Annotated in this window: 15 protein-coding genes; 12 read left to right on the plus strand and 3 right to left on the minus strand. The window is 31.6% G+C overall.

What is annotated here, in order from left to right; all coding sequences use genetic code 11:
• Nucleotides 1–34: 34 nt before the first annotated feature.
• On the plus strand, nucleotides 35–673 hold the full coding sequence (locus VK164_RS09075; RefSeq protein WP_324209038.1) for a polysaccharide deacetylase family protein: 639 nt from the start codon (nucleotides 35–37) through the stop codon (nucleotides 671–673).
• On the opposite strand, the gene VK164_RS09080 is transcribed toward VK164_RS09075, so the two are convergent.
• Together VK164_RS09080 and VK164_RS09085 are read right to left on the minus strand one after the other, a co-directional pair.
• Entirely contained in the window at nucleotides 670–966 is a 297-nt protein-coding gene (locus tag VK164_RS09080) for a thioredoxin family protein (protein ID WP_026724375.1), read from the minus strand. The genes VK164_RS09075 and VK164_RS09080 overlap by 4 nt on opposite strands.
• 74 nt (nucleotides 967–1,040) lie before the next feature.
• A complete protein-coding gene (locus tag VK164_RS09085) occupies nucleotides 1,041–2,267 on the minus strand; it encodes a metallophosphoesterase (protein ID WP_324209039.1) in 1,227 nt (408 codons plus the stop codon).
• Between the two features lie 123 nt (nucleotides 2,268–2,390).
• On the opposite strand from VK164_RS09085, the gene polA reads away from it, so the two are divergent.
• From polA to VK164_RS09115, 6 genes are all read left to right on the plus strand, one after another.
• Nucleotides 2,391–5,243, plus strand: coding sequence for a DNA polymerase I (gene polA, locus VK164_RS09090; protein WP_324209040.1), 2,853 nt, complete (start codon nucleotides 2,391–2,393; stop codon nucleotides 5,241–5,243).
• A gap of 85 nt (nucleotides 5,244–5,328) precedes the next feature.
• Nucleotides 5,329–5,757: a DUF1493 family protein gene (locus tag VK164_RS09095; RefSeq protein WP_324209041.1), complete on the plus strand. Its 429-nt coding sequence runs from the start codon at nucleotides 5,329–5,331 to the stop codon at nucleotides 5,755–5,757.
• 66 nt (nucleotides 5,758–5,823) lie between these two features.
• Nucleotides 5,824–6,078 (plus strand): autorepressor SdpR family transcription factor, encoded by a 255-nt coding sequence (locus tag VK164_RS09100; RefSeq protein ID WP_008256034.1) that lies wholly within the window; start codon nucleotides 5,824–5,826, stop codon nucleotides 6,076–6,078.
• Nucleotides 6,079–6,081: 3 nt separating this feature from the next.
• Nucleotides 6,082–6,723, plus strand: a complete 642-nt coding sequence (locus VK164_RS09105; RefSeq protein ID WP_324209042.1) for an SdpI family protein — start codon at nucleotides 6,082–6,084, stop codon at nucleotides 6,721–6,723.
• 42 nt (nucleotides 6,724–6,765) lie between these two features.
• On the plus strand, nucleotides 6,766–8,073 hold the full coding sequence (locus VK164_RS09110; protein ID WP_324209043.1) for a serine hydrolase domain-containing protein: 1,308 nt from the start codon (nucleotides 6,766–6,768) through the stop codon (nucleotides 8,071–8,073).
• Nucleotides 8,074–8,802, plus strand: coding sequence for a nicotinamide mononucleotide transporter family protein (locus VK164_RS09115; protein WP_324209044.1), 729 nt, complete (start codon nucleotides 8,074–8,076; stop codon nucleotides 8,800–8,802).
• Here the strand turns inward: VK164_RS09115 and VK164_RS09120 are convergent.
• Nucleotides 8,797–9,819 carry a LacI family DNA-binding transcriptional regulator gene (locus VK164_RS09120; RefSeq protein WP_324209045.1) on the minus strand — a complete coding sequence of 341 codons (1,023 nt, stop codon included), beginning with the start codon at nucleotides 9,817–9,819 and terminating at the stop codon, nucleotides 8,797–8,799. The genes VK164_RS09115 and VK164_RS09120 overlap by 6 nt on opposite strands.
• Before the next feature lie 185 nt (nucleotides 9,820–10,004).
• Here VK164_RS09120 and rplM point away from each other — a divergent pair, with 185 nt between their 5' ends.
• The 5 genes from rplM to VK164_RS09145 all read left to right on the plus strand — a co-directional run bounded on the left by rplM (nucleotide 10,005) and on the right by VK164_RS09145 (nucleotide 16,572).
• Nucleotides 10,005–10,460, plus strand: coding sequence for a 50S ribosomal protein L13 (rplM, locus tag VK164_RS09125; RefSeq protein ID WP_166234867.1), 456 nt, complete (start codon nucleotides 10,005–10,007; stop codon nucleotides 10,458–10,460).
• Nucleotides 10,460–10,846, plus strand: coding sequence for a 30S ribosomal protein S9 (gene rpsI / locus VK164_RS09130; RefSeq protein WP_166234869.1), 387 nt, complete (start codon nucleotides 10,460–10,462; stop codon nucleotides 10,844–10,846). The genes rplM and rpsI overlap by 1 nt, the downstream gene beginning before the upstream one ends.
• Nucleotides 10,847–11,021: 175 nt before the next feature.
• Entirely contained in the window at nucleotides 11,022–11,783 is a 762-nt protein-coding gene (gene rpsB, locus VK164_RS09135) for a 30S ribosomal protein S2 (RefSeq protein ID WP_166234871.1), read from the plus strand.
• A gap of 138 nt (nucleotides 11,784–11,921) precedes the next feature.
• Complete coding sequence (gene tsf / locus VK164_RS09140) at nucleotides 11,922–12,743, plus strand: translation elongation factor Ts (protein WP_324209046.1); 822 nt, start codon at nucleotides 11,922–11,924, stop codon at nucleotides 12,741–12,743.
• A gap of 106 nt (nucleotides 12,744–12,849) precedes the next feature.
• Entirely contained in the window at nucleotides 12,850–16,572 is a 3,723-nt protein-coding gene (locus tag VK164_RS09145) for a TraB/GumN family protein (protein ID WP_324209047.1), read from the plus strand.
• Nucleotides 16,573–16,574 lie beyond the last annotated feature (2 nt).

The following is a 16,574-nucleotide window of genomic DNA, read 5'->3' on the forward strand; positions in this document are numbered from 1 at the left end:
CGCTTGGAACATTTTTTTATGCTAATTTTACAGAATGAACTTCAATTGGGTAAAAACAAATAGTTTGATAAAAAAGGTTTTCGCTAATCTGGTTTGGGATATACCAAACTTGGACAAGAAAATCTATTTAACATTTGATGACGGACCAATTCCAGAAGTAACTGAATGGGTTTTAGAACTCTTAAAATCAGAAGACATTAAAGCTACATTCTTTTGTATTGGCGACAACATCAAAAAACATCCAGAAATTTATAAAAGAATACTTGCTGAAGGACATCAAACCGGAAATCACACTTTCAATCATTTAAACGGCTGGAAAACCAACACAAATTATTACATCGATAATTTCAAGTTGTGCGAAACTGAGCACTTAAAACTGAACACTGAACACTCATTTTTATTTCGTCCTCCTTACGGAAAAATCAAACCAAGTCAATCAAAAGCAATTCGACAATTAGGCTACAAAATAATTATGTGGGATGTGTTGAGTTATGATTTTGATTCAACCATTTCAGCAGAAAAATGCTTAGAAAACGTAATTTTAAATACGGAACAAGGAAGCATTATCGTATTTCACGATAGCATTAAAGCAGAAAAAAATCTGAAATATGCACTGCCAAAAGCAATACAAATTTTAAAAAATAAGGGATTCGTTTTTGATGTAATTTCTTAGGCTTGTTCTTGTACCAAAGAAATTAATGTGTTTGCATCAAGTTCACCGCTTTGCCTCCATACCATTTGACCTTCTTTATAAATCATTAAAGTAGGTAAACCTTTAATACGAAGTGCTTCGGCTAATTCCTGATTTTTATCCACATCAATTTTAATTACACGCGCTTTGTCTCCTAAAGCAGCTGCTACATGACGAATTACTTCATTCATAGCCACAGAAGGTTCATTCCACTCTGTAAAAAAATCGATAAGTACAGGTACTTGAGCATCGATAAGTTCTCCAAATTTTGACATAAATTGAATTTATTAGTATCAAAAAAATTATTTTTCACTTGAAAATAATATACAAATGTAGCATTTTTACTGAATTACGCTACTTTTTCTCCTTTTTTTAGTTCAATAACCGTTATTTCGGGCATAATTCCTACTCTACCAGGATAAGCATGGAAGCCAAAACCACGATTTACATAAATGTATCTTCCTGTATTTTCATACAATCCTGCCCATTGTTTATACACATATTGTACTGGGCTCCATTTTATCCAACCCGGAATTTCAATCCCAAATTGAAACCCATGCGTATGACCCGAAAGCGTTAAATGATAATGATTATCATCGTGCTGAATTTTCTCATCCCAATGACTTGGGTCGTGACTCATTACAATTTTGAAATCTTCTTTCATTAAACCTTTTGATGCTAAATTCAAATCGCCACGTTCTCCAAATTTTCTTCCCCAGTTTTCAACACCTACGATTACTAATTCTTGATTGTCTTTTTTAATTTTAATGTGTTCATTTAACAACAATTTAAAATCAATTTTATCATGAATCGCTTTTATAGCTTCAAAATTAGCTTGTTTTTCGGTTTGTGATTTCCAATCTACATATTCGCCATAATCATGATTTCCTAAGATGGAAAACTTTCCAAATTTTGGATTATGAATCCCCTTAAATGTATCAATCCAAGGATCCATTTCGGTTGCATGCGTATTTACAATATCACCTGTAAACAAAACCATATCTGAATTTTGCTCATTAATCAAATCAATTGCATACTGAATTTTCTCAGCATCATCAAAACTTCCACTGTGAACATCAGAAATATGAGTAATTGTCGTTCCATCAAAAGCATCAGGCAAATCTGGAAAAAACAAAGTTTGTTTGATTACTTTAAAATTATACTTCCCAACAGTAATCCCATACAAAAAAGAAGCAAACGGAATTGCTGCTACTCCCAATGCAACTTGGCTTACAAAACGCCTTCTTTCTGGTAAAAAACCTTCTGAATCACTATTAACTAAAGAAAATAATCCCACAAAAAAACGCACAATATCTTCTCCAAATAATATAATGGTCAATAATAATTTTGGGACATATAGTAATAACAACAAACCCATAGTCATCATGGTTTTTGAAGTTTGTCCTACACTTCTATCAAAATGATACAATTGATAAACAATATAGGCTAACGCAATTGCAGACGTTACATAATAGAAAACAAAAAACCACTTTGATTTTATCAAAGTCTTAAATGCCTGAAAAGCATAGATTTCCAGAATAGCAACAAATATTAAAAAAACAATCCAACGAATCATTAGCTCTTTTTTTTGCAAAGTAAGTAACAAGTTAGACAAATTGATGCTGCATTAAATGAATTTTAACAAAGTTTTTTTAAGCAAAGAATTGTACTTTTACATTTTTAATGAAATTTCAGAACAATGTCACAAAAACGTCTTTTCCTTCTTGATGCTTACGCGCTTATCTTTCGTGGGTATTATGCCTTTATAAAAAATCCTCGTATCAATTCGAAAGGAATGGATACTTCTGCAATTATGGGATTCATGAATTCTTTAATGGATGTCATTAAACGCGAAAAACCTGACCATTTAGCCGTGGCTTTTGATAAAGGTGGAAGCGATTATCGTTTTGAAATGTATCAAGAATACAAAGCACATCGAGACGAAACACCAGAAGCGATTAAAATTGCGGTTCCATATATTCAAGAATTATTGCGTGCTATGCACATTCCCATTATCGAAAAAGCGGGTTTTGAAGCCGATGATTTAATTGGAACTTTAGCAAAACAAGCCGAAAAAGAAGGTTTTCAAGTGTTCATGGTAACGCCAGATAAGGATTTTGCCCAATTGGTTTCAGAAAACATTTTCATGTACAAACCAGCTCGAATGGGGAACGATATTGAGATTTGGGGAATCCCAGAAGTCTTAGCAAAATTTGAAATCGAACGCCCTGATCAAGTAATTGATTTTTTAGGAATGATGGGCGATTCTGCCGATAACATTCCAGGATTACCAGGTGTTGGCGAAAAAACAGCTAAAAAATTCTTAGCGGAATATGGCACTTTAGAAAATTTATTAGCGAATACACACCAATTGAAAGGTGCGATGAAAGATAAAATCGAGGCGAATAAAGAATTGGGACTTTTATCAAAAAAGTTAGCTACTATCCTACTCGATTGTCCTGTAACTTTTGATGCTGACGATTACGAATTATCAAAACCAGATGTAGAAAAAACTGATGCTTTGTTTCAGGAATTAGAATTCCGTCAAATGAAAGCGCAGTTTGATAAATTATTTGGTTCTGGGAAAGAATATGACGAAATTGATAGTAATGGAAATACTTCTGAAATTCCGCAACCCATTAAAAAAGCTCCAGCAAAAAAATCAAATGAAGACCAATTTGATTTGTTCGGTTTTAGTGATGAATCGGATGAACCAACAGCGAATCATTCGTATTATGCAACGTTAGAAAACACGACGCATTTTTACCAAACTATTCAAGGTGATTTGCCTGTGAAATTATTGTTACAAAATTTATTAAATCAAACTTCGGTTTGTTTTGATACTGAAACTACTGGAATTGATGCTTTAAACGCAGAATTAGTAGGAATGTCATTTTCTTTCGAAAAAGGAAAAGGATTTTATGTTCCGTTTCCCGAAAATCAGGAAGAAGCACAAACGTTAATTGAAAAATTCCGACCATTCTTCGAAAATGAAAACATCGAAAAAATCGGTCAGAACATGAAATACGACTTGAAAATTCTTTCTAATTATAACATTCAAGTCAAAGGTAAATTATTCGATACCATGATTGCGCATTATCTGATTAATCCTGATATGCGTCATAATATGGATGTTTTGAGTGAAACGTATTTGAAATATGCCCCAAAATCGATTGAAACTTTAATTGGTAAAAAAGGAAAAAATCAATTGTCGATGCGCGATGTTCCTTTGGAAGACATTAAAGAATATGCAACTGAAGATGCTGATATTACGTTCCAACTAAAAGAACATTTTCAACCGATTTTAGAAAAAGTAGGCACAAAAAAATTGTTCGACGAAATCGAAATTCCGCTAGTTCCGGTTTTAGCAGATATGGAAAAAGAAGGAATTCGTTTGGATGTGGAATTTCTAAAAAGTATGTCGGTTGACATGCAAAAAGAAATCGATGCGTTTGAACAACAAATCTATGAAACTGCGGGTGAGAAATTCAATTTGGCTTCTCCAAAACAGTTGGGCGATATTTTATTCGATAAACTAAAAATTGGTGGTGCAAAACAAAAGAAAACCAAAACCGGTCAATATGCTACTGGTGAAGAAGTGTTGAGTTATTTGGCAAACGAACATCAAATTGTGCGCGATATTTTAGAATGGCGACAAATGGTGAAATTGCAAAGCACGTATATTGATGCTTTACCAAATCAAGTTGATAAAAAAACTGGAAGAGTGCATACCGATTATATGCAAACGGTTGCGGCTACAGGTCGTTTGAGTTCGAATAATCCAAACTTACAAAACATTCCAATTCGTACCGAAAGAGGAAGACAAATTAGAAAAGCCTTCATTGCACGCGATGAAAACTATACCTTACTTTCTGCCGATTATTCTCAAATTGAATTGCGTATTATTGCGGCTTTATGTGGCGAAGAAAACATGATAAAAGCCTTTCAAAATCACGAAGACATTCACAAAAGTACGGCTGCAAAAGTGTTCAATGTGCCTTTAGATGAAGTAACAAAAGAACAAAGAAGTCATGCTAAAACTGTAAACTTCGGAATTATTTATGGGGTTTCGGCTTTTGGATTGAGCAACCAAACCAACTTGTCTCGCAAAGAAAGTGCAGAATTAATAGAAGCCTACTATCAAACGTATCCGAAATTAAAATCGTTTATGACTTCGCAAGTTGATTTTGCAAGAGAAAATGGTTATGTGGAAACCATTTCAGGAAGAAGACGTTATTTGAAAGACATCAACTCAGCCAACGCCATTGTTCGTGGTGGCGCGGAACGAAACGCTGTTAATGCGCCAATTCAAGGTTCGGCAGCAGATATTATCAAAATTGCGATGATTAACATTCATAAGAAACTTACGGCTGAAAATTGGAAGTCAAAAATGCTATTGCAAGTGCATGACGAATTAGTATTTGACGTACACAACTCCGAATTAGAAAAAATTCAACCAATGATCAAACACGAAATGGAAAACGCGTTCAAAATGGCAGTTCCGTTAGATGTGGAAATTGGATTAGGTAAAAATTGGTTGGAAGCGCATTAGTAAAGTGGTCAGTGGACAGTAGCAGTTGGCAGATGGATTAGTTTTGTTATTTCGACGGAGGAGAAATCTCATAATGTGATATTTTATGGATAATATACTAGAAAAAGAAATTATTGATTTCATTGAAACAGAATATTGGAAATCCAATCTTCATTCAGACTCTGATATTTTTGAAACAGTAAGAATTAGCGGTGATGATTGTTATGAATTGATAGAAAAATTCTCCAAAAAATACGATGTTGATATTTCAAACTTCTTATGGTATTTTCATCACGAAGAAGAAGGAAGTTGGAATAGTATTGGAGGAGTTTTTTATAAATCACCTGACAAACTGGTTAAAAGAATTCCAATTACACCAAAAATGCTTGCTAAGTTTGCTGAAACAAAAAAATGGGAAATCAATTATCCTTATCACCAACTTCCTGAAAAAAGAAAAGACATTCTATTCAATAAAATAGTATTAATTATTACCGTAATTCTCGCAATTATTGGATTCATAATTAATGTTCTGTAATTATTATTTTAATTTTTTTGCAATTTCAAATAATATTTAGATATTTGTCTAAATATATAAATTAATATGAACGCAATTTTCAAAGCCTTAAACGACGAAACCAGAAGAGATATTCTGGAATTGCTGCGCAAACAGGAAATGACGGCTGGCGATATTGCGGACCAATTTCATATTTCAAAACCTAGTATTTCGCATCATTTGGATATTTTAAAGCGTGCCGATTTAGTCACGAGCGAGAAAAAAGGACAATTTGTAGTCTATTCTTTAAACACTACAATTGTTGACGATATTTTACAATGGATTATTACCTTAAAAAAATAAATTATGAAGAAATTTAAAAAAGAAATTCCGTTTATTGCTGTGGCTTTGTTGCCTTTTACTTACTTAGCATACATTTGGAATCGTTTGCCAGAAAAGGTACCAATGCATTGGAATGGCGCCGGTGAAATTGATCGTTATGGCGATAAAAAAGAATTGGTTGCCATGCTATGCATGTTGGTTGGAATAACCTATTTTGTATTTCTAATTATTCCTTATGTAGACCCAAAGCAAAAATTACAAAACATGGGCAACAAACTAAATAACCTGCGAATGATTCTAACCTTATTCATGTCGGGTTTAGCGGTTTTTATTTTGTATAGTGTGCAACAAAAAAGCAGTAATCCTGGATTTGTGTTTGCAATTATTGGCTTGCTTTTTGCTTTCTTAGGTAATTATTTCAAAACGATAAAACCGAATTATTTCATTGGCATCAAAACCCCTTGGACATTAGAAAACGAAGAAGTTTGGAAAAAAACGCATTTAATGGGCGGAAAATTATGGTTCGTAGGCGGACTTTTAATGGCGTTGACATTTTTACTACCAAACGAAATGCAATTGTATACTTTTTTAGGAATTACTGCCGTTATTACAGTTGTTCCGATTGTTTATTCCTATTTAGAATTTAAAAAAATCAAAAATCAGTAACAATAATATTTTTATTACCACTAATAGCATAAATCGATAATCATGAAAAAAATACTTTTTCTTTTTGTATTGACATTTTCTTTAGCATCAATTGCTCAAGAGCGTTTTGAAAAAATTGATAGCTTGCTAACTTATTTGAATCAAAACAATAAATTCATGGGTTCGCTTTGTATTCGTGAAGGCGAAAATGTAGTCTTTAACAAAGCTTATGGTTATGCAGATGGCGAAAAAAACATTCTAGCCAATAGAGAAACCAAATATAAAATTGGATCGGTTACTAAAACCTTTACCGCAGTGATGATTATGCAATTGATTGAAGAGAAAAAATTGACCCTTCAAACCAAATTGAATCGTTTTTATCCAAAAATTCCAAATGCAGAAAAAATTTCGATTTATGATTTATTACATCACAGAACTGGAATTGTAGATTATATAAATGGCGATACTATTACAGCTAAAAATATTTATCGATTTCATTCAAAAGAAGAAATGATTCAAAAAATAACGGATTACAAACCATTATTTGAACCTGGAACAAAACACCAATACAGTAACTCAAACTATAATTTATTAGGCTACATTATTGAAACACTTACTAAAAAATCGTACGCCGAAAATATTCAAACAAGAATTGTTAAAAAAGCCAACCTAGCAAACACTTATTTTCCAGAAGGAAAAATCAACACATCTGTTGGAGAAAGTTATTCATATTCATTCAATGGAACCGAATGGGAAAAAGTGGAAGAATGGGAAAACTCTATTGCTTATTCAGCTGGGGCCATGATTTCAACACCAGCCGATTTAACACGTTTCATGCATGCTCTTTTTGAAGGAAAATTAGTCAAACCAGCCTCATTAGAACAAATGAAAGAAATTAAAGACGGCTATGGAAAAGCATTAGTACAATTTCCATTTGGTGAACGTCGTTTTTATGGTCACACGGGTGGAATTGAAAATTTTAGAGCAGTTGTAGGGTATTATCCTACTGAAAAATTAGGTGTTTCATTAATTGTAAACGGGGATAACTTCAACAGAAATGATATTATGATTGGCGTGTTGAGTATTTATTACAAAATGCCATTCCCTTTTCCAATATTTACTAAAATTGATGCTGCAGAATTAGCAAAATTTACAGGAACTTATGCATCAAAAGAGTTGCCTTTAAAAATTACGATTTCTGAAAAAAATGGAGAATTATTAGCGCAAGCAACTGGACAAAGTGCGTTCCCTTTGACATTTAAAGCAGAAAAAACATTTATCTTTGCATCCGCAGGAATAGAAATAGTATTCGGCGAAAACACTTTTGTTTTAAAACAAAGTGGCATGAGTTTTAACTTCACCAAAGAATAAATGACAATAAACATATTATCGGGAAATCAAATCGCATTAATAAAGAAAATCACTAACGGAAGAAATCTTGATTTAATAGGATTATTTATTGTTATCTCTGGTTCTATTTTTTTAGATTATCACAAAACCAGATATTACTTTTCTTTGGATGATGTTTCCTATTATTTTCCATTAGGTTTCTTCTCCATAATAAATGTTGGATTTTCAATGATTGCAACTAGATTAGTAACAAAGAAAAATAATCTAGGCAATTTAATTCACACCTTTAATACCACATTAAGTGGAACAATTGATTATTTATTAGGAAACGTTGGAGCTATCTTAACCTACCCTATTTCAATAGTTGCCAATTACTTATCATATAACCACTGGAAAAAAGACAACCGATTAAACGATATTGATTTTGCATTCTATCGCAATTTATTCGTGGGGATGATAACTTCTTTAGTTTTAAATTTTATTGCTTTTTACTTTTTATCAACTAAAGAAATAGATTGGTTCCTTTTCATATCAATTGCATTCCCAGCTGGATTAACTTTTGGAGGAACATTTAACAATATCAAGCGCTATCCAGACAATTGGTTTCTTTGGCAAGTGTATAATTTATCTAAAATTATCCAAAGTCTTTTTATTTTAAATATTGCTAATACTATTAAATATTCATTCTATATGATTAATGCTATTTTAGGTTATATCACTTGGAATGATGATAAAATCAAACAATTATAGTTTTCTAGTAGATTCTCTCTGACGCAACTCTGTCTTTATCACAACCGTTTGATGTTGATAGAATTCATCTTTCGTATTTAACTTATTGATGAGCAACTCTGCCGCTTTAGCTCCAATTTCAGGTGCGTGTTGACTCACGGTAGATAAACTTGGTGTCAATCTTTTAGACCAAACACCATCAGCAAAACCAATAATATTTAATTGCTCAGGAATTTTAATTCCTTTTTTAATTGCTAACTTCATTGCCATAGTAGAGGCATGCTCGTCTAACGCAAAAACCGCATCAACTTTTTCTTTTTGAAACAAGGTTTCTAATTTTTTATCAAACAACTCAACATCATTTTCAATAATGAGTAGTTTATCGTTTAATTTAATATTATTTTCTTCCAATGCTTTTTGGTAACCATGAAATCGTAATTGACCAACACTTAAATTACCAATGGTTGACAACAATGCGATTTTTTTACTTCCTAACTTTAATAAATGTTGTGTAGCATCATAAGAAGATTCAAAATCATCAACAATCACTTTATCACAAACAATAGTTTCAGCAACTCTATCAAACATAACGATAGGGGTTCCACTATTAATAATATCTTTAAAATGCTGATAATGCTTTACAGATTGTGTTTCTTCGGCAACAGAAACAATAAAACCATCAATAGTTCCATTGTTAAGCATATCCATAACTTGCATTTCTTTTTCATAAGATTCATTAGAAATACCTGTAATAACATTATATCCTTTAGCTAATGCTGCTTTTTCAATACCGCTAAATACTTTCGCAAAAAATGGATTTAAAATATTAGGAATAATTACACCTATAGTATTAGTACGTTGGTTTTTTAAATTTTTAGCAATACTATTTGGTTTATAGTTTTGTAATTTAGCATACTCTTGAATTTTTATCTTAGTAGCTTCACTAATTTCAGGACTATCACTTAACGCTTTAGAAACAGTAGAAATGGACACTTCAAACTCCTTGGCAATTTGTTTTAAGGTTGCTTTTGCTTTCATGCTTAAAATTTAAAAAGTAAAAATACACTATTTTTTGTAATTATACTGCTAAAAAAAATCAATAATAACAGATGGTTAGCTACATGAAAACAATATTTTGCATTCCCTATTTGCAAATCTAATAATTAATTGTACTTTTGCACTCCCTTTATTGGGAATGGAATGTTTAATTTAAATAAATTATTGTGAACACATTAAGCTACAAAACAGTATCAGCAAACAAAACAACTGCAGACAAGCAGTGGATTGTTGTGGACGCTGAAGGGCATAACTTAGGTCGTTTATCTACAAAAGTAGCAATGCTTTTAAGAGGTAAATACAAACCAAGTTATACACCGCACGTTGATTGTGGAGATAACGTAATCGTTATCAACGCAGAAAAAATCAACCTTACTGGTAACAAGTTAGATGACAAAACGTACATCAGACACACAGGTTATCCAGGAGGTCAAAGAACTTTAACTGCTAAAGTAATGCAACAAAAAAATCCTGCATTATTAGTAGAAAAAGCTGTAAAAGGAATGTTACCTAAAAACAAATTAGGAGCACAACTTTTCAGAAATTTAAATGTAAATGTTGGTTCTGAGCACAAACATGCAGCTCAACAACCAAAAACAGTTAACCTAAACGATCTTAAGTAATGGGAGTTATTCACAAAATCGGTAGAAGAAAATGCGCTGTTGCACGTGTTTATGTTTCAGAAGGAACAGGAAAAATCACTGTAAACAAAAGAGAATTTAGTAACTACTTCCCAACTGCTACTTTACAGTACAAAGTAATGCAACCTCTTTCTATGACAGAGAACGCATCAAACTTTGACGTTAAAGTAAACGTTTATGGTGGTGGTTCAACAGGACAAGCAGAAGCTGTAAGAATGGCTATTGCTAGAGCAATGTGTGAAGTTGAGGCTGAAAACAGAGCTATCCTTAAACCAGAAGGATTACTAACAAGAGATCCAAGAATGGTAGAACGTAAAAAATTCGGTCAGAAAAAAGCACGTAAGAGATTCCAATTCTCAAAACGTTAATATTCGATATTTATCAGAATATATTTTCAGATTTATTTTTACAATTAAAATTGAATTAAAAACAAAGTTGTCGATATTCCTTGTAAAAAGGGAATTAGTTTAGCATCTAAATTTTCAAGACTAACGCAAGTGACTACTTGAAAATTGCTAATCACGGAACGTAAACTATTACACAATGGCAAACAAAATTGACGTTAAAGAGTTATTAGAAGCAGGTGTACATTTCGGACACATGACTCGTAAATGGGATCCAAACATGGCTCCTTACATTTATATGGAGCGTAATGGTATTCATATCATTAACTTATATAAAACTGCAGCTAAAATTGAAGAAGCTAACGAAGCTTTGAAAAAAATTGCTGCATCTGGTAGAAAAGTATTATTCGTTGCTACCAAAAAACAAGCGAAAGATATCGTTGCTGAAAAAGCAGCAGCTTGTAACATGCCTTACATCACTGAAAGATGGCCTGGTGGTATGTTAACAAACTTCGTTACTATCCGTAAAGCTGTTAAAAAAATGGCTTCTATTGATAGAATGAAAAAAGACGGTACTTTCTTAACTTTATCTAAAAAAGAAAGATTGCAAGTAGATCGTTTACGTGCAAAATTAGAGAAAAACTTAGGTTCTATTGCTGACATGTCTAGACTTCCAGCAGCTCTATTTGTAGTTGACGTTAAAGCTGAGCATATCGCGATCAAAGAAGCTCAAAAATTAAACATTCCAGTTTTCGCAATGGTTGATACGAACTCGGACCCACGTCCAATTGATTTCGTTATTCCTGCAAATGACGATGCTTCTAAATCAATCGATAAAATTTTATCTCTAGTATCTGCTGCATTAGTAGAAGGTCTTTCTGATAGAAAAGTTGAAAAAGATGAATTACCAGCGAAAGAAGTAGAAGCTACTGAAGCTCCTGCAACTGAAACTGAAGCATAAATAAATTAAATTCCAAGAATTAAATTCCAAATTCCAAACTTGTTCTAACTTTTAGTTAGCAATTTAGTAAAATTGGAATTTGGGATTTAGTAATTGGAATTTTTTACTTTTATAAACAACAAATAAAAAACATACAAAATGGCAAATATTACTGCTGCAGACGTAAATAAATTAAGAACTATCACTGGTGCTGGAATGATGGATTGCAAAAAAGCATTAGTGGAAGCAGAAGGAGATTTCGATTTAGCAATTGAAAACTTAAGAAAAAAAGGTCAAAAAGTTGCTGCTAACCGTTCAGACAGAGAATCTACTGAAGGAGCTGCAGTTGCTGTGGTTAACGCAGACAAAACAGCTGCTGTTGCAATCACATTAAACTGTGAAACTGACTTCGTAGGTAAAAATGAAGCTTTCGTAAAATTAGCTACTGATTTAGCTAATCAAGCTTTAAACTACACTACTAAAGACGAATTATTAGCTTCAGATTTTAACGGAATTACAGTTGCTGAAAAATTAATTGAGCAAACTGGAGTTATCGGTGAAAAAATTGAAATCGGTGCTTTTGAGCGTTTAGAAGGTGCTTTTATTGGATCATATATTCATGCTGGTAAAATTGCTACTTTAGTTGCTTTATCTGCAAACGTTGCTGGAGCAGACGAAGCTGCTAAAAACGTTGCTATGCAAGCTGCTGCAATGAATCCAATTGCTTTAAACGAAGCAGGTGTTGATGCAGCAATCATTGAAAAAGAAATCGAAATCGCTAAAGAACAATTAAGAGCTGAAGGAAAACCAGAAGCAATGTTAGACAACATTTCTAAAGGAAAAATCCAACGTTTTTACAAAGATAATACTTTAGTAAACCAAGATTATATCAAAGATGGTTCTATGAGCGTTGCTGCTTATATCAAATCTGTTGATGCTAACTTAACAGTTACAGGTTTTAAAAGAGTTGCTTTAGGATAATCTCTTCCTAAACAAAAGATACAAACCTTAATTCTTTAATAAGAATTAAGGTTTTTTTATTTGCAAAAAAATGTATATTTGAAAAAACTAAACAAATAAATTTACTTTGAAAAAAATTGCTCTTCTTTTTGTTCTTATTAGTTCATCACTTTTTGCTCAAGAAAAAAAATACCAAAGTTTGCTATGGGAAATTAGCGGTAATGGCTTACAAAAAAAATCATACGTATACGGCTCAATGCATGTAAGCGATAAAGTCTCTTATCACTTATCCGATGCCTTTTTTACCCATTTACAAAATGCAGATATTATTGCCAATGAAAGCGAACCTAGAACTTGGACTGAACTATTTGATTTATTTAGTTTCTATAGTAATTATGCAAATAGAGGCTCTTTTTATACAAATTTCTATATAAACCCTCTAGAAAAAGACGATTTATACTCATTGTTTAGAAGCACTAACTACAACTTAGAAAGCTTACTTACTAGAACTAATGAAGTCAATAAAGAATATCAAGAAGAAACCTATCTTGACATGTTTATTTATCGTACAGGAAGGAAATACAACAAAAAAACAGTTGGATTAGAAGATGTAAAAACATCTACCCTTAACATCATGAAAGCTCAAGCCAACATGGATCAAACAGAAGTAGATAAAAACCGTCAAGCTATTTTAAAACTATTAAAAAATAAATCTTACGACGAAGCTCTAACTGATTTTTATAGAGAAAAAGATTTGGACATGATTGATTCGTTATCCAATTTAAGTTCTCCACAAGCTTATTTAAAAGCTATGCTATTTGACCGCAATATAGTGATGGTAAAAAGCATGGATTCAATTATGAAAACAGGAAGTTTATTTAGTGCTATTGGCGCCGCTCATCTTCCTGGACAAAATGGAGTAATTGAGTTACTTAGAAAAAAAGGATATACTGTAACACCAATATTTGATGCATATACAGATAAAGGGAAAAACAGCAAAAAACAAATTGAAGAATATTTTACTAAACCCGAATTAAAAACTAGAACTACAGCAGATAAAACGATTTCAATGCCGCTTTTTGAAGTTGTTCTTGAAAGTGGTGAAGATTTAGAATCTCCAGATTTAGTAAATGGTGGTTTTATTAATGTAAAAAGAAATGTATTAAAAGATTTCTTGAACAAAAACAACAAAGCATTCAATCCAAAAACTTTAGACAGCTTATTTTATGAAAATATTCCAGGCGATATTTTAGAGAAAAAAGCATATAAAGAAAAAAATTATTGGGTTTACGATATTAAAAATAAAACAAAAACCGGTAATGCTCAACATTATCGTTACTATATCACACCACTAGAGATAATTGCAGTAATTATGGGTGGCGAAGGTGATTATGTAAGAAAATATGAAGAAGAAGTTTATTCAAAAATAGTCATTAAGTCTGGCGGAGAAAATTGGGAAACAATTACACCAAGAAAAGGTAATTTTGAAGTACAATTTCCAAGCTATTTTTCATACAGTGGCAACAAAGAAAATCTAAAAGACAATACCGATATGTCTATCTTTGGATATCAAGAAAAAGACAACTCTCATTATTTTTTACTTGAAAAAACACTTCAAGAAAACGATAATCTGGAAGATTCTGAATTTGAATTAAAACGAATTCATTATGAATTTTACACCCAACACGAAATAGATTCAACTGAAACAAAATTCAATAAAGAAAGTTTTATATTTACATCTAAATCAAAATTAGGCGATAAAAAAATTGCATTGCAATCATTACTTAAAGGAAACAAATATTACCTCCTTGGAACTGTAAATGCGTCAGATGCAAATACTACAAAATTTTTCAATTCGTTTCAATTAAAACCTTCAATAGCAACTGAAGAATACAGAACTTACAGCGATTCTGTAGCGCATTTTTCAATTGAAATACCAAAAAAACAAAACGAACATTTAGATTTCTTAATTGAACGCGATTATAACATTGGTGCAAAGAAAAAGAACCATTTTGTTTCAAAAAACAAAAATTATCAATTTTTAGGTGCCAATGGATCAATCGTTGAATTGTCATTTTATCAATACCACAAATACGAAACAGAGAAAAGTATAGATTCTATATGGAAAGGTTATAAAAAACAAATCACAAAAGATTACGACAACAAAGATTTTAATACAAGTATCGATGTTGCTGCGCCTGTAGTAGATGCCGATGTTTTATTGGATAATGAAAACGATGTTTTAGATTATGCAATATCTGATTGGGATGAAGCTTTATTTGGAAAGCAAGATGAAAAATTAACCATTTTATCTGAAAAAAAATCTGAAGACAAAAACAAAAAAACATACACTTTTGAAGCATTAGTTTCTAAAAAAGATTCCAAACAAGCCATCAAACACAAAGCTATTTTTAAAGATGGTACATTCTATACTTTTAAAACATTAGTAGATAAAAACTATAACAACGACGATGCTTTTATAGAAAAGACATTCAGTTCGCTTGCACTTAAAGACACAATATTTACAGAAAGTGTATTTGACAATAAATTAGATTTGTTCCTTACCGATGTGAGAAGCAAACATGATAGTATTCGCTACTCTGCTTTAAAATCGATTCATTATCTGTCTATTGAAAAAGAAGATTTACCAAAGTTCAAAACTTTTTTATCAACATTCAAATTTAAAGATGATGAAACAGAAATTTTAGGCGAGTTGTATGAGAAAATTGGTCGCATAAAATCTCCAGAAATCATCCCATATTTAGAAAGCATTTACAAAAAAGAAAATGTAAATACCGTAATACAATTTGCTGTTTTAAGAGCGTTAACGTTCCAAGAAAGCAAAGAAGCCTACAAAAAAATTCAGGAATTATTAGAATATGATTTACCTATTTCAGATGACGAATACGAAATCACAAGTCTATTCCGCTATTTTGAAGATGATTTAGAAAACAGTCAAGTGTTATTCCCAGATATTTTTCAATTTTATAGTATCAAAGAATATCATACTCCAATTGTAGATTTCACAGATAATCTTTTAAAAGAAAATCTTGGGAATTCTAAAAAGCTAAAATCATTCAAAAAAATGATTTTAACCAATGCAAAACTAGAATATAAGCGTTTAGCAAGTTGGAAAAACAAACAAGATATAAAAGATGAAGACGAGGAAGACTATTATGAAGATATGTATGCTCCATCTAGTGATTTTATAAGTTACATTCAAATTTTGTATCCCTTCAAAAATGAAAAAGACATTGCGCAACTTTTTGAAAAAGCTAGAAAATTAGACATTGAAGAAGTAAATATAGCTTTCGCAAAAGTTCAATTAGAAAAAACTCATAATTTAGATGAAGTAACAGCAAATAGCATGATAGGCAATGAAAAAACAAAATTTGCCGCTTTTCAGATGTTATATCATACAAAACAGAATAGTTATTTGGAAAAATTTGACAATAATGCAATTGCTGAAGCTGCAATAATTTATTTCGAAAATATTGATGTGAAAAAAGATTCTATCTCATTTTATCAAACAAAGGATGTGGTTTATAACGGTAAAAAAATAACCTATTATTTCTTCAAAAAATTAAAAATTGATGAAGATGATTACAATACCAAACAAGAGAAAATTACTGGAATCGCATTTATAAATGATGGAAGCAAATTAAATCTAAAAGGTTTTTACAAACTTACACCAAAAACATTTTTAGAAGAAAAAGATATTAATCCAATAATAAATGCCGCTATTGATGAAAGTTTAAACAGCAATCATTCAAGAGCTTTTCATGGAAAAATAAAAGACGCATTCCAGATGTATGATGAAGAAATGTACATGGAAGAAGGTGATTATTAAAA

It is taken from the genome of Flavobacterium sp., assembly GCF_035299005.1.
In the GTDB taxonomy this organism is placed as follows: domain Bacteria; phylum Bacteroidota; class Bacteroidia; order Flavobacteriales; family Flavobacteriaceae; genus Flavobacterium.